Origin of the sequence: Streptomyces sp. NBC_01320, assembly GCF_035974375.1 — a bacterium.
Taxonomy (GTDB): Bacteria; Actinomycetota; Actinomycetes; order Streptomycetales; family Streptomycetaceae; genus Streptomyces; species Streptomyces yanii.
Genome location: NZ_CP108390.1, coordinates 3385109 through 3406840, shown reverse-complemented (window position 1 = coordinate 3406840; position 21732 = coordinate 3385109). Strand labels below are relative to the sequence as shown.

Here is a 21732-nt window from a genome sequence, read left to right as displayed (position 1 = left end):
AGTATGCCGTCCATGTCCACCGATCCCATAGACGCGGCCGCTGTGGCACACACGGCCCGCCTCGTTGCCGCGGTCCCCACCCCCCTCGGCGCCGCGGACGCCGACGCTCCGCGCATCCAGTACGGGCCCGGCCACAGGCTGCTCGTCCAGCGCGGGGACGACGAGCTCGCCGTGGTCGGGCTCGGCCCGACAGGGCAGGAGCACGGCGCCGAGTTCCGCTTCCCCGCCCCCTGGCCTCGGCCCTTCGGCGATGTCACCGTCTCTCCCACGGGCGACCTCGCCGTGTTCAGCGGCGTGCACGCCGTACGGGCCGTGGACCGGACAGGCAAGGTCCACTGGGAGCTCCCGCACGGGTGCTGGTCCGCCGCCAAGTGCACGGCGGCCCATGCCTCGTTCGAGGAGTACGCGGACGACCCGCGGCATCGGCGCGCAGGCCGCGGTTCCGCCGCGTTCAGCCCGGACGGCAAGCTGGTGTGGGCCCATGTGCGGCACGCACAGGACTGGCCGCACGAGGAGTGGCTGGTCCTCGACGCGGCCGACGGGTCGGTGCTCGGCCGGACCAGGACCTCGACCGTGGGTTCGGCGTCCGCCCACTTCCCGCATCCCGACGGCTCGTACATGGGACTGACCGTCGGTGAGGGGCATGAGGACTCCCCTTCCCTGTGGGGGCATTGGGACGGTACCGACCTGGGCTTCGAACGCATCGAAGGGGTACTGCTGCAGGACGTCAGTCCGTCCGGTGGGCACTTCCTGTGCACGGATCCCGGCCAGTGGGCGCTGTATCTGCACGAGTCCCCCGGCGCGCAGGAGGCCGGACGCCTCAACGCCAGGGATGTCGTGCCACCCGCGCCGGGTGAGGACATGGCGCGCTGGGATTACGAGGGCGCCTACCCCTACGAGGACGGCGCCGTCGTCAGCACCGATGGGCACACCGCCGAGCCCCGTCACTGGCTCGTGGACCCGGGCACACTCGCCCTGCGCGGGCGGATCGTCTACTCCCTGCCGGTCTCGGGCAGCCCATTGCCGGCCGGCCCCGGCCTGTGGGCCACCCTCGCCGAGGACCGCACGGCCGTGCACCTGTGGAGTCTGGCCGACGCGAGCTGAGCGCGTCCCGCGACGCGAACGCCCGGCCGGGGAAGCTCCCCGGCCGGGCGTCCTGCTTGCGTGTCTGGCGGCGCCACTGGAGGTGGCGCCGGTGTCTCCTAGCGCCTCAAGCGCCAGAACGTCCTGAAGTCGGTCTTGTCGGACGCTCCGCCGAACACCTCACCGTCGAGCTTCATCTTGCTCTGCTCGACGAGTGGTGCGCAGATGTCGGAGCACACGTTCTTCGACGCGCCGCCGTACAGCACCTCGTAGTCCGGGTTCTCCTCGAGCCACCTGAACACCGATTCCTCGGCGTGCTCGTAGGCGGGATTGCCCTTCTTGGTCACACGTCCGGGCACCAGGTTGCCGGGCACGAACGACTGGCCGTCGAAGAGGTCCAGAAGGTCGCCCTTCTGACCGGAGCTCATGCCCACCTTCTCGATGATGTCCTTGGTGCCCTTCTTCCGGACCCCGATGACCGCGACGGTCACCATGGACTCCTTGAAGAAGTGGAGCTGACCGGCGAGTTCCTGGGCGCTCTGTTGCGCCCTGACCGCCTCGTCCTTGTAGCCACAGTTGTGGACCAGGACCGCGGCGGTACCCGACCCCACGTAGTACGTGTGGACGCCCTCGACCGACAGGTTGTAGACCCTGGCCGAGCGGTGGGCGGTGTCGACCGCACTGATCTGGACCCAGGTACCGGCCGAGGTCTGCAGCCACATACCGGACTTGAGGTCCTTGGCCGGGACCCACTTGCCGAAGTCCGGCAGCCAGTACAGGTGCGCGGCCGTCGAGGTCAGCTTGAGCGACTTGCCCTTGCCGCCGGAGTCGACGGTCAGGGTGACGAGGTCCTTGGTGCCCTCGTGATCACGCGTCTCGGTGACCTCCCGGGCCCGGGTGTCCCCGGTCTCCGGGTCGGTGGCCACGACCAGGTCGCCGACCTCCAGCTTCTCGATGGCCCGGGTGGTGCCGTCCGCGAGGACGACCTGGGTGCCCGGCAGGAAGCTGTTCACCTTGCAGGCGGGTGCCTGCGGACTGTCCGGCGACTTCGTCGTCGGGGCGTCCACGCCGTCCGCCTTGCGGACGTCGCTCGCGGCGTTCGCCGCGTCACCGGCGTTGTCCACCGCCTTGCGCACGTCGTTGGCGGAGTCCACCGCCTCGACACCCTTCTCGACGTAGCGGCCGGCCTTGACGGCGGTGGCCGCGTACCCCGCGAGCGGGATCGCCGAGGTCAACGACAGTTCGGCGTCGACATAGTTGCCCTCGGCCGCGTACCAGATGCCGTTGGCGACGTCGGCGACCTCACCGACGACGGGGACCAGGCCGACCACGTCGAGCGTGGCATGGCCGATGTCCGAGAGCGACAGACCGAACAGGTGCCCGTCGAGCTCGAGGAAGCTGATCGGGTTGCCGCCGGCGAACGCGTACCGGTTGCCGGTGAACGGGTCGGTGGCCAGGGACATGTCGGCCAGGGCGCCGCTGTACGAGTCCCGGGTGAGGAAGCGGTTCAGCCCCGGGTCGTAGTTGCGGAAGCCCATGTCGTACGTGCCCGAGGCACCGTCCCAGCGCGAGGAGTTGAAGCGGAACGAGTTGTAGTCGCTCTTGCCCTCGGTGCCGCTGCCCGGCTTGTCCGCACCGGTCATCTGGGACGAGTCGTCCGAACCGTAGGCCGTGTAGCCGTACGTGGAACGGGTCTTGCCGTCCTTCTTCGTGATCGCCTCGACGTCGCCGCGCGGACTCGTGACGTACTGCGAGACCTCCTTGCTGCCGTCGTCCTTGTGCTTGATCTGCGTGGCGCGCTGACCACCGGCTATGTACTGGTAGTCCTTGTCCGCCTTGCCGTCGACCGTCTCGCGCAGGAGCGTCTTGTCCATGGCGAGGTAGGTGAACGCTGTGGTCTTGCCCTGGTCGCCCGAGGTGGTCTGGGAGACCGTCCGGTCGAACGGGTCGTAGACGTACGAGGTGGTCACCGCGGTGGCGCCCACGCCCTGCCGGACCTTCGCCTCACGGTCGAAGCCGTCGTAGTAGTGCTTCTCGACGGTCTGACCGCCGGTGCTGACGGTGTCGAGCCGGCCCAGCGGGTCGTAGTTGTAGGTGGACGTGACCCCGCCCGAACTCGCCGACAACAGGCGGTTGCGGTCGTAGCGCTGGGTCGTGGTGACGTCTTCCACCGTCTGCTCGACGATGTTGCTGTTGCGGTCGTAGCGGTAGGACTCGGTGGACGCGTCGTCGCCGCTCTTGGTGACCTTGGTGATGCGGTCCTGCGGGTCGTAGTCGAAGGTGTACGTGTTGTTGATGTAGGCCGAGTTGTCATCGGCGTTCATCAGCTTCAGGACGTCCTTGGAGCGGTGCCCGTTGGGCGAGTACTCCAGGTCGTGCTGCGCCACCACGGTGTCGCCCGAGGTCTTCTCGAGCGACTGCTCCACCGACCCGTCGGGGTAGTAGCGCATATCGAGCGTGTTGCCGTTGGGCTTGGTCTGCTTCAGGAGCTGGCCGCGCCCAGTGTAGGTCATCGTGGTGATCTGCTGATCGCCCGCGGTGGGCGAATCGGCGTTGGTCACCTTCTTGACCATGTCGCGCTCGTCGTACTCGATCTTCGTCCAGGTCAGATCGTGCGTGGACGTGACGGGGTTGCCGTTTTCGTCGTAGGTCAGCGAGGTGGTGTTCTTCACCGTGCCGCCCGCGGACTCCTCCACCTTGGTGATGTGGTTGAGGCCGTCGTACGAGATCTTGTACGTGTCGATCTTCGCGCCCGGCGAGAGGTCACGGACCTCGGTCATGTTGCCGTTCGCGTTGTAGCTGTAGGTGAAGTCCTTCTTCTCGTTGTCCGTTTCACCGGAGTTCGAGCGGACCAGCTTCACCGCGTCCGCGAGCACCGTGCCATTGGCGGCGTCGGTCAGCGTGACCTTCTGCGGACCGTCCTCCACGAACGCGTAGGACCCGAGTGAGACCCACGCGCCGGTGTTCGCGGTCTGGTCGACGGTCTTGGTGGTGCTGCCGCCGTCGTGGTCGACCTTGAACTTGGCGTCCGAGGCGGCACCCGTCAGCTTCGGGTAGCGGACGAACACCTCGTAGGTGCCGTTCTGCGGGATGTTCAACTGCCAGGACAGCGACGAGGTGCCGGTACCCGCGGGGTGCGAGTACGTGTCGTAGCCGTACTGCTGCTCGGCCTGCGTCCGCGACCAGTTGCCCTGGGTCGCGGTGTTGTTGAAGTCCGAGCTGTCCACCAGGACGACCTGGTTGCCGACCGGCACACCGTCGTCCGAGCGGGCCTTCTTGTTGCCCGACGGGTAGTAGTCCCAGGTCATGGTGCGCTGCTGGGAGCCGCCCGCCGAGGTCAGCGTGTTCTTCGTCTGCTGGCCGAGATTGTTGTACTCGTAGGCCGTGGTGATGTCCCACGGGTCCTTGGCCGTACGTGTCCAGCCGTTGTCCAAGTACGTGTACTCGGTGACGTTGCGGACCGTCTGGCCATCCGACGGGGGAGCCGAGACCGACTTCAGGTTGCCGACGGAGTCGTACTCGTAGAACACCGAGTCCGGTGAGGAGTAGACCGCTTCGTCCTTGTCGTAGGGCGAGCGCTCCTCCTTGACCCGGTTCAGCTCGTCGTAGACCGTCTCCGACATGAAGTCCGCGTCGTCGTCACCGGTGGCGACACCGCGCGGGGTGGTGGTCTTCGTACGGTTGCCGACCTGGTCGTACGCGTACTTGGTCGTGCGGTAGGTGATGTTGCCGGAGGTGTCCTCCTTGACCGGCACCTTGGACTCCACGAGCGCGCCGCGTTCGTCGTACGCCGCGAGCGACTCGTTGCCCTCCGCGTCGGTCTGCGCGATCTGGAGGCCGTCCTTGTCGTAGCGGACCGAGGTGGCCCACTCCAGGGCGTCGACCGTGCGCTTGACCCGGTGGTTCAGGTCGTATTCGTAGCGCGTGGTGTAGTCGTCGGCGTTCGCGGTGGCGTTCTTGCGCGCGTCCACGACCTTGACGACGTTGCCGACGTTGTCGTACTCCACCGTCGCCTTGTTGCCCTCGGCGTCCACCATCTCGATCGGCTGGTAGATCGCGTCGAACTTGGTGGTGGCGGTGTAGTCGCCCTCGGTCGCCGTCAGGTTGCCCTGTGCGCCGGTACCGGAGACGAGGTTGCCGACCTTGTCGTAGACGGAGGTGGACTTGCGCACCGGACCGCCGGGCTCGTCGGACGGCTTGACCGACTCGATCCGCTGGTCCGCCTTGTCGAACACCGCCGTGGTCTCGGTCCCGTTGGGGGCGAAGGCCTTGGTGATGTTGTCGTTGGCGTCATAGACCGGCTCCGGCGTGACGATGAACTCGCCTGCCTTCTGGTCCTTGGGCTCGCGCTTCTCCAGCGGTCTGCCGAACGCGTCATAGGCCTGGGTGACCTCGGCGCCCTGGGCGTTGGTCACCTTGGTGACGTTGCCTCGCACGTCGTAGACGAAGTGCGAGGGGTTGCCGGCCGCGTCCGTGATGGTCTTCGGGTAGCCGACCGGCTCGAACTCGCCGTACTGTGTGGCGTGCCCGTTGGCGTCGGTCTCCTTGATGACCTGGCCCAGCGCGTCGTACTCCGTGCGAGAGGTGTAGTCGCCCTCGGTGGCGGATGCGACGCCCTTGGGGTCGGTGACCGAGGTCAGGTTGCCCCTGGTGTCATAGCCGAACCGGTAGGTGCGGCCCTCCGGGGACTTCTTCTCGAAGAGGTCCGCGATATGGCCGTCGAGCCCGTAGGAGTATGTGAGGGTCTGCGCCGCGGTGCCGTTCTTGTTGGCCTCGGCGTCCTTCATTTCCAGCGGATAGCCGGTGCTGGTGTCGTACTTCCACGTGGTGACCGCGCCGTTGGCCTCCTCCAGGCGCGTCACATTGTTGTCGGTGTCCCAGGCCGTCTTGGTGGTCTCGGACTTGGCGTTGGTCATCTGGGTGGCGCGGCCGTACCCGTCGAGCACGTACTGCGTGTCGTGGTTCTCGGCGTCCGTCACCTTGGTGTTGACGACCGAGCCCGCCGTGCCGTCCGGATCGGTGTACACATAGCCGGTGGTCCCGCCCAGGCGGTCCGTCAGCGTCTGCGTGTTCCAGTGGAACTTCGGGTCCTCGCCCTCGCTCGGGTAGTAGTAGTCCAGCGAGGTGGAGTTGCCGCGCGGGTCGGTGACCTTGACCAGCTTGGCGTTCTTGTTGCCCTGCTCCATGTCGTACGTGAAGCGGAACACCTTGGGCTGCGCGCTGCCCGCACCGTCGGTGAGGGTGGTGAGCAGGCCCTGGTCGGAGTACTCGAAGGTGACCTTCCGGCCCGAGATGTCGGTCATCGACTTGACGTGGTCGATGATCTTCGGGCTGTTGGTGTCGGCCTTCGTGTAGTAGTCGACCGTGAGCGACTGACGCGCGGCCGGGTCCTCGATGTAGGTGAGGAACTTGACCGGCTTGTTGTTCGACTTGCGCTCGGCGTAGGTGTACGTCTGCGTGTTGCCGTTCTTGTCGACGATCGACGTCAGGTAGCCGTCGCAGTCGAAGAAGAACTGGGTGCGGTCCGGGCGGGTCAGCGACCAGGCCTTCGGGTCGCCGTCCTTGTTCGGGGTGCAGTCCACGCCGCTGCCCTGCCGCAGCAGATAGTGCACGCCCGCCGGGGCCCGCCAACTGCCGTCGTCCTGCTTGCGGAAGATGTGCGCGGTGCCGTCACCGTCGGGGAGGGTGACCTGGGTCGGGTCGGGGTTGGGGTGGAAGTCCAGCGCGGCGCCCAGGCGCAGCGGCATCGCGGCCTGAGCCGACCAGCCGTGGCCGAGGACCGTGTCGGAGGTGTCCTGGGAGTTGTACGCGAACCGGGCGAAGGTGGTGATCCCGCGGCCCGGGTTGGAGAACGCGTTGTACTGCCAGACGCTGTTGCCCGCGTACAGGTTGGTCATCAGCGACGAGCCCGCACCGGTGTTCTTGCCCGCGTAGGAGTAGAACTTCTCCAGACCGAGCTGGTTGGAGGTCGGGTCCTCGGTGCGGACGTTCTGCGCCAGCGGGGCAATGCCCTCGCTGTCGGACAGCCAGATGCCGGTCGTGGTGTTCTTCAGGTCCCACTTCAGCACGTAGTCCAGGCGCTTGTTGCCGGAGTCCGAGTTGATCGGGGCCTTCAGCTTGGCCGGGACGGTGACCGAGTCGCCGGGCAGGACCTCGGCGGGCAGCGCCGTCTGCAGCTGGTTGCCGCCGGTGGTGGCGTCGGTGCCGTCCGGGAGCGACCAGGTGTAGGAGAGCGCGTAGTTGCCCGCCATCCAGGTGCTGGTGGTGGTGTTGGTGAGGGTGACGTCGACGGTGTACTCGTCGCCCGGGGTCATCCGGGACGGCGTGTACGGGGCGTGGTACGTCGTCTCCGTCGACTTCGTCAGATAGGTGACGACCAGCTGCGGGCGCAGCTGCGCCTCCTCGGCCTCGGAGGAGAGGAACAGCGTCCGCTCTCGTGGGCCGGCCGTCGACTCGTCCCTCAGCTTGACCGCGACGCCGTGATTGCTGGACGGGTCCGAGATCCAGCCCTGTGCCAGCGAGGTGAGGTACCACGACTGCCGTGCCGGGTCGTTGGTGACCGTGCCGACGGTGTCGGAGACGGCGGCGTCCATGTCACCGCCGGCCGTGGTCCACGACGTGGTGGGGTTCGCCTCCGTCCAGGACGCGGTCGCCTCGTCGAAGTCACGGGTGAGACCGTGGGCTTCGTAGATCGCGCCGTTCGAGTCTGTCGTGGTCTGGAAGCCCCACATGTCCAGCTTCGCCTCGAGGACCCGGGCGTTGCCCGGGATCTCGCTGACGGTGGGGAACTTCAGCAGGGCACGGGTGTTGCCGTACGTGGCCGAGTTGTTGCCCACCGACAGCCACGGGTGGGCGACACCCGCGTCGGTGAGCGTGTCGTGACCGGTGGACGGCTCCGCCGAGGAGAGCGTGGTGTCGCTCTGCCCGGACTGCAGCACCACCGTGGTGCGGCCGGCCTTGGGCAGACGCACCAGCTCCGTGGCGGACGGGAGGATCTGCCCGTTGGCGGTCTTCACCGCGACCATGTAGTAGTACGCGTCGCCGAACTCCTCGGCGGAGTCGGCCGGGGTGGGCCGGGCCGAGGTGTCCGTGTACGCGCGCGTGTCCTTGGCGACGGGGGAGACCAGGGTCTGCGAGGACGGCGTGAAGTGCTGGAAGACGCTGCGGTGGACCTGGTACTCGACGATGTCGTCGCTCGGCGAGGTCGACGGGTCGGTGTACTCGGGCCAGCTCAGCTCGGCACCGGTGGAGTGGATGACTTTCGGCGGGTTGACGTCGACGCCCTGGTTGCCCCAGGTGAGTACCAGCTTCGGGTAGTTGGCGGCCTCGCCCTTGTAGCCGTACTCGGCGGCCTCGTACCGCGGGCCGCCCTTGGGGGCGCTCGCGGACTCGTCGGCGGCCTTCACCACGAAGCCGTGGTTCTCGTAGGTTCCGTCGAGCCACTGCTGGACAGTCCTGGTCACCGGGAAGGAGTGCCAGGTGTTGACCTCCTGCGGCTGCTTGGTGACCACACCGCCCTTGGTGAAGCGCACCGCGTCCGCCTGGACGGCCGTCGTCGTCGAGGCGGGCCCGTCCCCGAGGACGACCTGCCCGGTGGTGCCGGCCTTGAACGGGTGCTTGCCGAGCGGTTTCCACACGCCCTCGGTGCCGGCCTGCTGGTTGACCTCGTACGTCTTGCTGCCGCCGGCGTACGTCACCGTGTAGGGCGCGTTGCTGGCGCGGTCGAAGGCCGGGACGTAGTGCACGTCGACCTGGTAGTCGCCGTCCTCGGGCAGGCTCGGCCGCCAGGTGTATGTGTCACCGGGCGTGGCGTCCTTGTTGTAGCGGTAGCCCTGGCCGATCGCGTACTGGGTGTACGCGGTGTTGGTGGACGCGGGCCAGGCGCCCTGGGCGGCGGTGGTGCCGGGGTCCCCGTCGTCGACGAGGACCGAGGTGCCGGACAGCTCACCGGTGATGCCCTTGGCGTTGTTCCAGGTGGCGCCCGTCTCGGTCCAGGGAGTGGTGGCCCGGTGGGCCTCCAACTGGACCTCGGTGGCGCCGTTGGTGTGGGTCTGGTCGTAGTACAGCTTTAGTTCGGCCGAATCCAGCCGGGTGTCGGCGGGTATGCCGGACAGGCCGAACCGCAGCAGCGCACGCGAGCTGCCGGTGCTGGTGTTGCCGACCGAAAGACGCCAGAGGTCCGCGTAGTTGGCGCCCGGGTCGTCCGAGGAGATCATCACGTTCGCGGCCTGCGACGGTGTCGGCGCGATCGTCACCGTCGGGTCGACCGTCACCGGGTACTGGCGCTCCGGCGCCGCCAGCCACCTGGCGTCCGGCTTCAGGCTGATGCCGTACGACCCGTCCTTGCCGGACAGGACCTGGCGGACGGCGTCGGTGCCGGTGGTGCCGTACGCCGAGGCGGCGTCCTTCTTCGCGTCCGTCATGAACGGCGCGGGGATCACCAAGGCGGGGACGCCGACGGGGGAGTTCTCGCCGTACAGCGAGATGGTCCCGTTCTTCTCCGGCTTCGGGGTCAGGCCGCCCGTGGTGAGCGTGAACTCGAAGGAAGGCGTGCCCTTCGGACGCTCGTTGAGGACGATGTCCTCCTTCACGCTGCCGTTGCCGACGGTGTAGGAGAGATCGGTCCCCTGGCCCAGGGCGTTCTTGTAGGTGACCTTGTTGCCGTCGACTGCCGGGGTCAGCTTCGCGGCACCGGCGTTCTTCAGGCCGATGGCGACCCAGTGGCCCTTGTCGAGCTCGAAGCGGACCAGCTCACCGGGGCGTGAACCGAAGTAGGTGCGGGCGAGGTTGGTGGTGTTCGCCTTCTCGAAGCCCTTGCGGTCGGTGTCGGTGACCGCGGTGTCGATCGCCTTCCACTCGGCGTCCTCGCCCTTGCCCTTCTCGTACGAGGTGGGCGTGGCCGAGACCTCGGACTGGACCCGCCCGTCCGACATGCGCCAGTGACGGGAGTAGGGCGTCCGCTGGTCCGTCAGCTCTTTGACGCGCTTGGCCTTCGGCGCGTTCTTTGCCTTGGCGAGCTTGTCGTTGGCCGGGACATCGGTGTCGGGGAGCTCTGGCGGATCAGCAGGTTCGGTGTCCCCGTCGGCGAAGAGACCGCGGAGGCTGTCGGCGAGTCGTCCCGTGTCGGGTGGTGCCGCGAATGCCGGTGTCATCGGTGCGACGGTCGCGAGGACCGCCAGCGCCGCACTCGAGGCCAAGAGCCTTACGGCCCGTGGTCTGTGCATCGGTTTCCCTTCGAAGGAACCAAGGACCATCTGCCGGACGGCAGTTGGCAGCCAAGACCTCTAACAAAGGACACCCCGTCCACGTCAACTGCATAGACCATCTACACAACTCACCTAAAAGCCATGGCTGTTGGCATTTGAGCTGCTGTTTTCCTTCTTCTTCACAGGATCTTCCCGCACGTGATGCGTTGACATCAGGCCAATCCTGACCGGGGACCAGGATCCCTTGACAGGGGCCTCCCCACGCCTTTTGGATCGGGCGGGGCCCGTCCGGGCCTGCGGCCGAGGGGAGTTTGGATGAGCAGCGAGACGCGCGAGGCGGGGCCCTCCACGTCGACCGTCGAGCACGCGGGGGCGGACGCGGACGCTCCCGAAACGACCGAGACGGCTGACGCCGGGGCCGGAAGCGACGGACACGGCGGGACTCCCCCGGTCGACACCGAGGACGGCGGCCACAAGACCCACTCCGACCGCCCCGTGCTGATCGCGGCCGTCGGCTTCCTCGTGCTCTGTCTCGGCTTCGTGCTGTTCGGTATGGTGCGCGGCGGCGACGAGGGCAAGGCCGAGCCTAAGATCCCCACCGCGCCGGTGACGTACGAGGTGACCGGCGAGGGGACCGCCGACCTCAGCTACCAGGGGGCGAGCGAGCAGGGCACGGCGGAGACCGTCTCCGGCGCCCGACTGCCCTGGAAGAAGACGGTTGAGGTGCCTCTCGGTCAGAACCCTGTCATCAGCATCACTCTGCGCGAGCAGGGCGGTCAGGCCCGCTGCGCGGTCGCCGTGCGCGGGCGGCACGTGCAGAGCGCCACGGCCAGCGGTGGGTTCGGCCGGGCGACCTGCTCGGCGCCCCTGCCCGCGCCGGCACCCGAGGCGTCCAACTGACCTTTTCTGGTGTTGATGAGTTTGGGTTCTGGTCCAACTTCTGTTTGCGCCGTGAGGCGCTGTTGGTTCGAGTGGAGGTGGAAGACCTGCACCAACCCGCTGTCGCAGCAGCAGGGTTGAAGCTGAGGGCAGCCTGATCCGGGTGCCGGAGCGGGCGAGTAGCAGCGGTAGTAGGCGAGTTCACCGGTGGTGCGGTTGCGGCGGATCAGCAACTGGTGACTGCCGGGCCGGGGCTCGGCCAGGTCGATGATGGCCCAGTCGTAGACGCGGTGGCCCTTGGCGCCGTGCCCGGCCGACCGCTTCTGCCAGGCCCGCTTCGGTACCCTCGCGGCCAGGGCGTCCGCACGGAGCTTCCCGGCGCTGGTGGTCACGTTGGCCGAGCAGGCGACGGCGAGCACGTAGCCCACCTGGCGCTCTTCCAGCGCGGACCGCAGCTTCGGGTTGCCGCCGTAGACCTCGTCCCCCGCGACCCAGCTCACGCGGTGCCCGGCGTCCAGGAACCGGCCGATCATGCTGGCGGCCAGCTCCGGTTTGGTAGCGAAGGCGGTGTCCTCGGCCAGGCCCGCGGCTCGGCAGCGGTCCGGGTCGCACGTCCACGAGCGCGGAATGTACAGCTCCCGGTCCACCGCCGCGTGCCCGTGGCGGCCTGCGTAGACGAGGTAGACGGCGACCTGCGCGTTTTCGATCCTCCCGGCGGTACCGGTGTACTGGCGCTGGACCCCGACGGTGTGCGTGCCCTTCTTCACGTCCCCGGTCCCGTCGACCACCAGCACCGCATCCTCGTCGCCCAGATGCTCAAGCACATACTCACGCACGTCATCACGCACGCGGTCGGCATCCCACCTGGCCCGGCCGAGCAGGTGCTGCATGCCCTCCGGACTCGCCTCCCCGGCCCACTGGGCGATCGACCAGCAGTTCTTGCGCGGCAGGTCCGACAGCAGCCCCAGCACCAAGCCCCTCACCCGGCGCCGGGGCTCCACCCCCGCGAACCGGCCCGCTATCCGGCCCATCAAGACCTCGAACGCCTCCTGCCAGCGGGCAGGGTCTACGCTTTGACCTGCGGCCACCGCACGATCGTTTGTCTTCACACACCGATGATCAGCGGTGGCCGCAGCCTTCCCGCAGCCGGTCCACCAGCAAGATCACGGTCTACCGCTGCAGTACCAAGTCGCGCTGATACCAGGGGCCTGACTTACCACCGAGGTCGGCCGGGCCGGCCGGGCAAACCAGGACAAACCCGGCCTTGATCAGCACCCTCTGGGACGCGACATTCTCGCGGGAGGTGCCCGCCCGCAGGGTGCGCAGCCCGTGCCTCGCCACCGCGAGCCGGCACAGCTCCCGGACGGTCGCCGTCGCCACGCCGCGGCCGGCGACGTGCTGCGCGACCCGGTAACCGAGCTCAGCAGTGCCGTTCTCGAGGTCGTACAGGTTGAACCGGCCCAGAACCGAGCCGTCCTCGGCAACGAGCAAGTAGAAGGCGCAGATGCCGGCCTCCTGCTCGGCCAGCAGGGCGCTGTACCGGTCGGTGAACTTGTCGAAGAAGTCGTCGCCGCGGTCGGGGACCGAGGCAGCGAAGTAGGCGCGGTTCGCCAGCTCGAAGGCCAGGACCGCCGGGGCATGGCCAGCATGCAGCCGCTTCAGCTTGGGCACCGTCCGACCCTAACCGGATGGTGCGTTCAGATCATCCGAGTTTCCGCCAGCAGCAGACAGACAATCCCAAGACCAGGGCGCATAACGATCTACGGCTGGAGTATTAAAGTGACAGTTAGGTGATCCCGACGCACTGAGAGTATCGCATCGAATGCACATGCGAGCAGACTCAGTGATCCTGTGGGCCGCTGGAAGGCCCGTATTCCGGGTTCCACGGAGGCATATCTGCCACAGCAACTCTCCGGCCGTTGCACGTGAGGGCAGAACCTGCGCAGTAGCTGAGGCCCGGCTGATCAGGGGTTTCGGGTCTAGCGCCACGGAGGTGGTGCAGCTGGCGCGGGCGTGATCTAGCCAAACATCAGTGTTGGGTCGAGCATGCTCTACCCGTTGTCCCTTTCGCTATGGAACTTCACTATCCCTGTGTAATTGCCATTGTCGGGCCCACGTGCGTCGGGCGCTTCTCGTTTTCGAGGACTTCCTCCGCAAGTGCGACGAGGAGACGTATCAGTGGAGGCATGAGTCTTCGCCAACGCCCGATGCATGGCGCGAGGACATCCGGGTCCGCCTGGAACGGGATGGGCTTGTGCTCGACGACAGCGGCAAGACCAGGTGGAGCACTCCGCCTGTTCTGGCCCGGGACCTGAGCACGCTGAGCGATGCCTCGGGCATCCAGGGTCATTGAGAAGTGCCGAGGTGGGCGGTTCGCCTACCGAGCACCGGATGTGACGGCTCGTCGACTTCTGTCGGCGCCGACCCTGGACACAGAACAGGCATAGCCGCTAGTGATCATGTGGGTGTCTAGTCCGTATGAGCACCGAGCGACCTCGCCATCGGCGTCCACCGCCAGGACGGCCACACCAAGGTCGGACCGCCAAGACACTACGACGCTTCTCCGGTGGCGGCAAGAAGCTCTGACCTGCGAGTACTTGGCTGGAGCAGCCAAGTCTCCGAGCAAGTCAGCAGCTGCTACGGCACCCGTGCCGTCCACTCGGGTGTGCCGAACTTGGTGCGTACGAGACCCTCTGCCCGTGCCAGCTCCTCAGGGGTCACTGTGCCCTGGGTGAGGCCGTGGCGCTTGCGGAAGGAGTCGATCATGTTGTCGATGACGGCCTCGCGTGGCAGGCCGGTCTGCCGGCGGAGGGGGTCGACGCGCTTCTTGGCGCTTCTGGTGCCCTTGTCGGACATCTTTTCCTTGCCGATGCGCAGGACATCGAGCATCTTGTCGGCGTCGATGTCGTAGGACATCGTGACGTGATGCAGCACGGCGCCGGGGCCTCCGCCGGGGCCCACGATGCGCTTCTGGGCCGCTCCGGCGATCTTCCCGATGTCGGTCGCGATGTCGTTGAGCGGCTGGTACCAGGCCTTGATGCCCATGTCGCCGAGAGCTTCGAGGACCCAGTCGTCCAGGTAGGCGTAGCTGTCGGCAAAGGAGAGGCCGGAGACGAGGGACTGGGGCACAGAAAGCGAGTAGGTGATGGTGCTGCTCGGCTCCGCAAACATAGCCCCGCCTCCCGAGATGCGACGGACCACGGTGACACCGTGGCGTTCGACACCGGTCGGGTCGACTTCGTTGCGCAGCGACTGGAAGCTGCCGATGATCACGGCGGGAGAGTCCCACTCCCACACTCGTAGCGTCGGCGGGCGGCGCCCTGCGGCGACCTCGGTGGTGATGACCTCGTCGAGTGCCATATGGAGTGCGGGGGACTGGGGGGCTTCGTGGATGAGCTGCCAGTTGTAGTCGCTCCACTCGGTGGCCTGCGCGAGGGCTCGGCGTACGGCGACGGCGACGCCTTCCGAGGTCAGGCCCAGCATCACGGTGGAGGCGGGCAGTGCCGCGTCGATGCGGGCGGCGAGCCCTGCGGTGTCGGTGTTGGCCGGGGCGCCCTCCAGGGCCGCGTCGATCGCGAGGATGGCCTCGTCGGGCTCGAGGAAGAAATCGCCGGCGACCCGTACGTTGCGCAGCGCGCCGCCTTCGACGTCCAGGTCCACCACGACGAGCTTGCCGCCGGGGACCTTGTACTCACCGTGCACAGCCATGCCTCCAAAGTCGCCCGACGGGCTTCTACGAATCCACTCAACCAGACATAACCCAGCTGCCATGCGGTTTAATCCGCACATTCACTGTGATGAACCTGTTGACCGGGGTCACACCAAAAGGAAGGCTCCAGTAACTGCCCGCCGGACTGAACTCAAGCCTGCCGGTTCGGCACCTCGGCCCCCACCCGCACCGCGTCGCCGTGCCTGACCCAGGGGACGTGCAGGCCTTCATCACCGTCGTTCAGTCGGCGATGTGAACCCCGTATCCGCGCGCCAGGGCATCGAGCCCATGGTCGTAGCCCTGGCCGACAGCGCGCAGACGCCAGATCGGACCCCTGCGGTAGATCTCCGCGAGCAGCATGGTGCGTTCGGTCGTTGCGGCGTCCAGGGTCGCCCGGGCGAGTGGTGCCCCGCTGCTGTCAGGGGCAGCGCCGATCTGGATTGCGCCGACCGTCCCGAAGGTGGCGGCGCCGTCGAGGGTCGCGGCGACGACGACCTTGCGGGTCGCGGGCGGCAGGGATGCCAGGTCGGCGGCGATGGTCTGTTCGGCTGGGCCGCCGGTGAGGAGCCGCACGGTGCCGGCGGGGCTCTGCGGGGCTTCGTAGAAGATGAAGTCCTCGTCGAAGGCGACCTGTTCGTCCTCGTCGAGGATGAAGGCGACGACGTCGATCTCGCAAGGGCGGTGATGCGGTGGATGCGTCGGTCGTTCTCGCCGCCCGGCAGGAGCACGACGTCGGTGACGCTGGCGGAAAGATTGACTGCTGCGGATCCGCCCAGCTCGACGACGCGCGTACGAGCTGCCGCGGCATCGGCATGGACACCGCCAAGAACCAGTACCCGGCGTCCCGTCAGCGGCTTGTCCGAGGTGCTGACCGAGTTCTCCGGTTGGCGCGGGGCGGGGACGGATGCGCCGGGAGAGAGCGTGGGGAGGGCGGGTGCCTTCGGGGTGGGTGCGGTAGAGGTCGTGGTGGACACCGGCTCCACGGACCGGACTTGTGCCGTTTCCGGCTCCTTCACCGGGGCGACCGTCGCCTCATGAGCTGTTCCGGCCCGTACGTCGGCCAGCAGACGCAGGAAGGTGTGCTCATCGATGACTGGCACGCCTTCGGCGAGCGCGCGCCGGGCCTTCGTCGAATCGGACGCCGGCTCGTTGGTGACCAGCGCGCTGGTAGCTGACGGACGTCATCATGTTCAACCCGGCGGCAACCGCCCGCCCCACCAGCTCCGCCCGGGCGTGGGCGGTCTCACCGGATATCGCGATCTTCATCCCCTGCTGGAGTACGGAGGGCTCGCCCAGTGGCCTTCGTGGACGGCGAGATCGCCCGGGCACAGAACGCCGCGGAAATCTCAGCGGGAAGACCAGGAAGTCCACCTTCGATATGACCGGCGGGGCGCGGAGCATGACGGGCGCCGGCCTGTACACGAAGACCCAGAACTGGGACAAGACCCTGGGTGATCACAAGATCTGGGGCAGCGCCGAAGTCACGTCACAGGGCGACAAATTCACGATGACGATCACGGTACGCGCCATGGACCGCTACGACTTCAACAAGGACATGAAGGACAAGGCATCGGGTGCGTCGGACAACGAGAACGGCCGTTTCGCTACGCTCGGCTGGGCGAAACCGTTCATGGTGAGCGGATCACTTCCCCGAGTCGTCACATGGAAAAGGGGAGACGTGGGAAGCAGCACGGTGGTGACCCATGGCCCGCGGTGACGTCCGTCGGACGCGCAGGGGAGTCATGCTGATCGCGGCAATGGCACTGATCACCGGCTGCGGCAGCGGTGTGGCCGACACGGCGAGTGTCCGGAGCCCCGCGGGGTCCTCGGCCCGCTCGCCGGAGACGGCGGAGGCGGAGCAGACGATCGAGCGGGACAAGGGTCCGGTTCTCGAGCGGTTCCCGGAGTTCGGCGACATCACCGCCGTCGAATGGGTCACGAAGGAGTTCGGGAGGCCGTCGGAGATGGCGGGCCCCACGGACTTCCGTGTCTCGGGCGTGGCGCAGCTAGCGAAGGCCGATGCCGAACGGCTCCAGCAGGAACACGACTGGGTACCGGCCGACGAGGCCCCGGCCACACTGGAGGGGATCTCCTCCAAGGTGCCCAAGGGGGTGGCCTGGGAGGTGAGTGGGGGATTCACCTCCCAGGTGACGGGGGGAGCGTTCGAAGGGACGTTCTTCCTTGATCCCGAGGCCGGGGTCATGGTGTTCGACGCAGTGAATCCGTCGGTCGCCCATCCCTGAGCACTGTCGTAGTAACGCTGGACCGGCCGTCGTTGGAGGCGCTGTGAAAAGTAGGTTCGCGTTCCGTATGCGGGGGAATGGTCTGGGATGCCTGGCGGCCGATTTGGAGGCCGAGCTCCGGGCGGTCGATGCTCGGCCCGAGCACAGCACGACGGTGTACGGCGGCATCTGGCTCACGCTGCCGCCGACCGGAATCTACTGGAAGGATTTCGCCTGGCTTGCCTTCGGTGCTTCGCTGATGCAACGGCAGCTGAGTGAGGCGTACCCCGGTGGCGTCCAGATTCAGGTGCACAATCTCGTTTACCGTTCCTAAACAGTGTCCAGGAGTGAGCCTTGTACCCACGTCCCGGAACTGCGCGCATCCCGAACGGTTTTGGATGCGCTGGTGACTCTGCTGCGCAATTCCTGGGTCAGGCTGCGAGTCGGTAGGCGAGGCGTTCGAGGCGGCTGCTGCGGGTGTGATGCTGGTCGTGTCCGGTCCAGTGGGCGTCGAGTCTGATCACGTTGAGCGCGGTGGCGGAGAAGGCGTGTTGGAGGCGAACTTTCGGCAGTCCGCGGTAGCGGGCCCGGCGTATGCCGGTGATGTCGAGGGCTTGATTGATAGTGCCTTCCACGCCCGCTCGCAGGGCGTACTTGGCCTTCCAGCTCTCGGTCTTCTGCTCGGCGCGGGCCTGGGCGAGGGCTTCTTCTGGCTCTCTGGGGCGCAGGGTGAGCATGCGGCGGCCTTTCGCGGAGCTGGTGCACTGGTCCCGGAAGGGGCAGGGGCGGCAGGTGCGGACGCCGAAGGTGATGACGATCGCGTCCGTTCCGTGCTGTTTCACGGGGTTCCAGTGCGCGCTGCTCTGGCCGGCGGGGCAGCGGACCTGGCGGGCCTTCCAGTTGATGGTGAAGGCGCTCTTGTCGAAGCCGGTAGCGGCCTTGGCCTGGTGCGAGTGGTCCAGCAGGACCGGGGTGACCATACGGGTGCCCTGTTTCAGCGCGGCGGCGATGAGGTCGGCGGATGGATAGCCGGAGTCGAGGTAGTGCTCGGCGGGCCTGATGCCGTGCTCGGCCAGGCGCTGTTGGACCGCGGCGGTCGCTTTCACATCGGGCACGGTGGCATCGGTGGTGCACACGTCCGTGATCAGATTCGGTGCCGCCCGGACACCGGCTTCGGCTTCGGCTTCGGTGGGAGTGTCGCAGGTCTCGGTGAGGTGGACCTTGTAGCCCATCCAGAACAGATCCTCGCCCTTGGCCGCCCAGCGTGCGTCCGCGTCGTAGGGGGAGGCGAGGCGGCGATGACCGGGCGGGACACCCTCGTCGTCGGCGGCCCGCTTCTTGATCACCTCCCGTCCCCTGGTGTCGGTGCTCAGGCAGTAGGTCTGGACGAGGATCTGCCGCAGGATCTGTACGGACTCGATCTCACGGATCCATGGGGGTGTGCCGGGTGACCAGGCCGCCCGGCACAACGCCAGCGCGTCCTGGCCGAAGACCTGCGCGAGCCGGTCGCGTTTCGTCTGCGAGGCGGGCATGCGCCAGCCGTCCACCCGCGGCCCGTACCGGTGAGCGAACTCGGCGACATCGACCTGTCCGGCCAGCCACGACGGCGCCGCGACAGCCAGGGCCTCCAACGCCGCCCGCACACTCTCCCCGGCCAGCTCGAGGCGGTTCAAGTCCCGCACCGCACTGATCACATGGGTGGAATCGGTCCGCTGCTTGCCCCCGGCCGCGACCAGCCCCTCCTCCTGGCAGTACTCAAGGAGACGATCGAAGATCACCTGTTCCATGCCGTTGTCGGCCAGGCGGGAACGGAACCTGCTCAGCACGCTGGCATCGAAGCCGGTGTCCGTCAGCTCCGCCCCGAGCGCGTACTTCCAGTCGATCGCCCGCACCGCCATCGCCGCGGCCTGCCGATCGGTCAGATCCTCGGCGAACTGCAACACCGTGACCAGGCACAACACCCCCGGAGACAGACCCGGAGCCCCACGCACCCCGAACGCCGACGCGAACGGCTCGTCCGCGAAGACCTCCGCGAGCCGGTCTCGCACCCGCATCGCCAGGCTCCCCCGCGGGAACGCCGCCCGCGCCACCATGACGGTCTGCTCCGGGACTTCCGGCAGCCCCTTCGGCCGCATCGACATCCACACCACCCCCACGGCCGCACGACAGGACAACGACCACACGAACGATCATCGCGCGCCCACCCTCACCCCCGCACGGAATTGCGCAGCAGAGTCGCTGGTCCCCCGCGTTCTCGTTGTCCCTGTCCGGCGACGCGCATCGTGTGCACGCTCCGCGACGGGGCGGCGGGTTTCCTCACGCCCTCGGTCACCATGATCGGCCTGGAGGGTCCGATGCCCAGCACCATCACTCTGGTGATGCTGGGGCGGTGCCGTCCGTCGCCGGATCGGGTGCCCGAGGGCGCGTCTGCCAATGGCCACCGAGGCGGCGTCATGGCGAGTCATGCTGCGAGTCTTGCTGATCAGGGGCTTGCGCCAGTGCTGGTCGCCCCACATCGAGGTGTATGCCGGGTCGACGGCGACGATGGCGATGCCGTGTTCGGCGGCCATGGAGACGATGCGGGCCTTGAGGTTGCCGGTGGGCATACCGGAGATGAGTTGCCGGAACCGCTTCTTGCGGCCGTGCTTCTCGCGGGTCTTCTCGGCGGCGAAGTCCAGGTTTTCGATGCCGATCGCCTGCGCGCCGGTCTGCTTGGTCCAGTGCAGGAGGCGGGTGAGGGCGTGCCGGATCTGGGCGTCGCGGTGGTCGGCGGTGCCGGACAGGTCGTAGTGGAAGCGGCGCGGGTCGCCGACCGGGTTGCCGTGCCGGTCGAGCCGGTAGGCGGCGAAGTGGTCGGCGTTCGTGTCGACGCCGACCATGCCCTTGGCGCGGGCGGTGGCCGGCGGCATCGTCTGCACGGCGGGCCTGGTCCACGAAGCGGTCAGGTACCAGCGGCCCCGCTCAACGTGGTAGTGGATGCGGTAGGCGACGGCACGGTTGGCCTCGGTGCGGTCGCGCCACTCGTCCCCACGGTGCGCGAACGCGACCTTGGAGGCAAGAACGTACCGGCCATGCTTACTGTTGGCCAGGTGGGCGAGCGGGGCGGGCATCTTGATCGACACTTCGCCGTCAGGAGTGACGCGGATCGTCTCTCGACTTTCGATGTTCTGACAGGTTTGGGTGATCAGGCTGCGCCGGCTGCGGCCCACGCCTGTTGGACGGCGCGGATTTCCTCATCCGTGGGCCGGCCTGGGCGGGTGGGCGTAAATCGGGCGGCGATGATCACCCGGCGGAGCTTGGCGGCCATGTCGGACAGGGCCGGCTCGGCCTTGGTGGTGTACCACGGGGCCCGCTCGCGGCGCTCGACGACGTCGCGGGGGTGGTGGCCGTGCAGCGCGTACCAGGCCACGGTGATCGTGTAGCAGTACAGACCGAACGGGACGGTGCGCTCGACGGCCGAGCGGGTGCGGTTTTGGGCCTGACCGACGCCGAGCAGGTCGCGGGCCTCGGCGAAGGTGACCTCGATCGACCAGCGTGACGCGTAGCGGGCGATCAGGCCGGCCGCGCGGGTGGTGAGGTCGGTGGTGACCAGCGCCAGGTCGTAGCCGGTGTCGGTGGTGTCGTCGCGCAGGAGGATCACGCGGACGGTGCGGGTGTGGAAGGAGCCGTACCACAGGCAGGTGGTCTCGGCCAGGTGCACGGTGTCGGTCCGCTGATACCGCTTGACCTCGGTCCTGGTGAAGGCGGCGGTGGTGGCCAGGTCCTTGGGTGTGCCAAGGCGTTCGCCCTTGAGGGCGGGTCGGCCGCGGCGCCCGGTGGGCGGCGGGGCCAGGTCGTACAGCACCGCGCTCGCGGGCAGGCGGGTGGTGAACGTGCAGGTCGCGGGCAGGTCGCGGAGCGCCTTGCCGTGGTAGGCGGCGTCCGCGACGACGTGGATGCGCCGCCCGTGGTGGCAGGCGGCCAGCAGGCGGATCATGGACGCGGCGAGGCCGACCTTGGACTGCTCCTGCTTCGGGCGCCACAGCCGGGCCATCACCGGCAGGCACACCGGCCTTGCCAGGAACGGCAGTTGGACCACGATGCCGACCACCACGAAGCAGGTCCCGCGCCCGACCGGCTTCGGACCCCGGGCCGCGCCGTCGTGCTGCCAGGCCGCGCCGAAGACTTTCTTCCCGCGCCGCTTGAACAGCGTGTCGTCCACCGCCACTGTCAACACCCCATCTGCTGGCAGGAGTTGGCGCACAACCAGATGGGAGAGGGAGATGCCCAGCAGGTCGGGGTTCCAGCTCGCGCGGGAGAAGAAGGCGTGGGCACGGTCGTGGGACCAGGCGCGCGTCAATCCCGCGCCCGTCACCATGCCGGTCACCGTGCCCCGGCCGGTCTGCGCGATCAAGCCCGTGACCAGCGCGGCGAAGGTGGTGAAGGTCGGTGTGGTGAAACAGCCCCGCAGGAACGTCAGCACCGCCAGCAGCGAAGCGGGTACGGTCGTGTCCGGAAGCATCGGCGGGTCCCTCTCAGCAGGCGACGCAAGCACCGCCGATGCTTCTCTGCTGTCCCGCCCCGCACCGCCAGATCAGGCCCCCATCACCCACCCGAGCGACCCCAACGACGATCAACGGAAACGTCGAAAGTC

At 67.8% G+C, this 21732-nt stretch carries 10 protein-coding genes and 3 pseudogenes; 5 read left to right on the top strand and 8 right to left on the bottom strand.

Features of this window, described 5'->3' with window-relative positions:
* The first annotated feature begins 12 nt into the window (after positions 1 to 12).
* Positions 13 to 1104, top strand: a complete 1092-nt coding sequence (locus OG395_RS15600) for a hypothetical protein (RefSeq protein ID WP_327243479.1) — start codon at positions 13 to 15, stop codon at positions 1102 to 1104.
* 98 nt (positions 1105 to 1202) lie between these two features.
* On the opposite strand, the gene OG395_RS15595 is transcribed toward OG395_RS15600, so the two are convergent.
* Positions 1203 to 10235 (bottom strand): golvesin C-terminal-like domain-containing protein, encoded by a 9033-nt coding sequence (locus tag OG395_RS15595; RefSeq protein ID WP_327243478.1) that lies wholly within the window; start codon positions 10233 to 10235, stop codon positions 1203 to 1205.
* A 369-nt stretch (positions 10236 to 10604) separates the two neighbouring features.
* On the opposite strand from OG395_RS15595, the gene OG395_RS15590 reads away from it, so the two are divergent.
* The gene (locus OG395_RS15590; protein ID WP_327243477.1) at positions 10605 to 11189 is read left to right on the top strand and encodes a hypothetical protein; all 585 of its coding nucleotides are present in this window, start codon (positions 10605 to 10607) and stop codon (positions 11187 to 11189) included.
* Between the two features lie 140 nt (positions 11190 to 11329).
* Here OG395_RS15590 and OG395_RS15585 read toward each other — a convergent pair.
* The 4 genes and pseudogenes from OG395_RS15585 to OG395_RS15570 all read right to left on the bottom strand — a co-directional run.
* Positions 11330 to 12199: pseudogene (locus tag OG395_RS15585) on the bottom strand (IS701 family transposase); the annotation flags it as partial.
* Positions 12200 to 12338: 139 nt separating this feature from the next.
* The gene (locus tag OG395_RS15580; protein WP_327243476.1) at positions 12339 to 12839 is read right to left on the bottom strand and encodes a GNAT family N-acetyltransferase; all 501 of its coding nucleotides are present in this window, start codon (positions 12837 to 12839) and stop codon (positions 12339 to 12341) included.
* Positions 12840 to 13805: 966 nt separating this feature from the next.
* Positions 13806 to 14870: a lipoate--protein ligase family protein gene (locus tag OG395_RS15575; RefSeq protein ID WP_327249352.1), complete on the bottom strand. Its 1065-nt coding sequence runs from the start codon at positions 14868 to 14870 to the stop codon at positions 13806 to 13808.
* Between the two features lie 247 nt (positions 14871 to 15117).
* A pseudogene (locus tag OG395_RS15570) lies at positions 15118 to 16203 on the bottom strand (TerD family protein); the annotation flags it as partial.
* Positions 16204 to 16276: 73 nt separating this feature from the next.
* Here OG395_RS15570 and OG395_RS15565 point away from each other — a divergent pair.
* The 3 genes from OG395_RS15565 to OG395_RS15555 are packed head-to-tail and all read left to right on the top strand — an operon-like array spanning position 16277 to position 17433.
* The gene (locus tag OG395_RS15565) at positions 16277 to 16594 is read left to right on the top strand and encodes a hypothetical protein (RefSeq protein WP_327243475.1); all 318 of its coding nucleotides are present in this window, start codon (positions 16277 to 16279) and stop codon (positions 16592 to 16594) included.
* Positions 16595 to 16619: 25 nt separating this feature from the next.
* The gene (locus OG395_RS15560; RefSeq protein ID WP_327243474.1) at positions 16620 to 17120 is read left to right on the top strand and encodes a hypothetical protein; all 501 of its coding nucleotides are present in this window, start codon (positions 16620 to 16622) and stop codon (positions 17118 to 17120) included.
* 43 nt (positions 17121 to 17163) lie between these two features.
* Positions 17164 to 17433 (top strand): hypothetical protein, encoded by a 270-nt coding sequence (locus OG395_RS15555; RefSeq protein ID WP_327243473.1) that lies wholly within the window; start codon positions 17164 to 17166, stop codon positions 17431 to 17433.
* A 97-nt stretch (positions 17434 to 17530) separates the two neighbouring features.
* Here the strand turns inward: OG395_RS15555 and OG395_RS15550 are convergent, their stop codons facing one another.
* From OG395_RS15550 to OG395_RS15540, 3 genes and pseudogenes are all read right to left on the bottom strand, one after another.
* On the bottom strand, positions 17531 to 19240 hold the full coding sequence (locus tag OG395_RS15550; protein WP_327243472.1) for an IS1182 family transposase: 1710 nt from the start codon (positions 19238 to 19240) through the stop codon (positions 17531 to 17533).
* A gap of 48 nt (positions 19241 to 19288) precedes the next feature.
* Positions 19289 to 20251 (bottom strand): annotated as a pseudogene (locus OG395_RS15545) (IS200/IS605 family accessory protein TnpB-related protein); the annotation flags it as partial.
* A 32-nt stretch (positions 20252 to 20283) separates the two neighbouring features.
* A complete protein-coding gene (locus tag OG395_RS15540; protein WP_327243471.1) occupies positions 20284 to 21600 on the bottom strand; it encodes an IS701 family transposase in 1317 nt (438 codons plus the stop codon).
* Positions 21601 to 21732: the final 132 nt, after the last annotated feature.

What these genes read in the sequence shown, in the direction of transcription:
- OG395_RS15595 (WP_327243478.1), bottom strand. Translation starts at nt 10,235, where the DNA reads ATGACACCGGCATTCGCGGCACCACCCGACACGGGACGACTCGCCGAC.
- OG395_RS15565 (WP_327243475.1), top strand. Translation starts at nt 16,277, where the DNA reads ATGACGGGCGCCGGCCTGTACACGAAGACCCAGAACTGGGACAAGACC.
- OG395_RS15560 (WP_327243474.1), top strand. Translation starts at nt 16,620, where the DNA reads ATGCTGATCGCGGCAATGGCACTGATCACCGGCTGCGGCAGCGGTGTG.
- OG395_RS15600 (WP_327243479.1), top strand. Translation starts at nt 13, where the DNA reads ATGTCCACCGATCCCATAGACGCGGCCGCTGTGGCACACACGGCCCGC.
- OG395_RS15550 (WP_327243472.1), bottom strand. Translation starts at nt 19,240, where the DNA reads ATGTCGATGCGGCCGAAGGGGCTGCCGGAAGTCCCGGAGCAGACCGTC.
- OG395_RS15590 (WP_327243477.1), top strand. Translation starts at nt 10,605, where the DNA reads ATGAGCAGCGAGACGCGCGAGGCGGGGCCCTCCACGTCGACCGTCGAG.
- OG395_RS15540 (WP_327243471.1), bottom strand. Translation starts at nt 21,600, where the DNA reads ATGCTTCCGGACACGACCGTACCCGCTTCGCTGCTGGCGGTGCTGACG.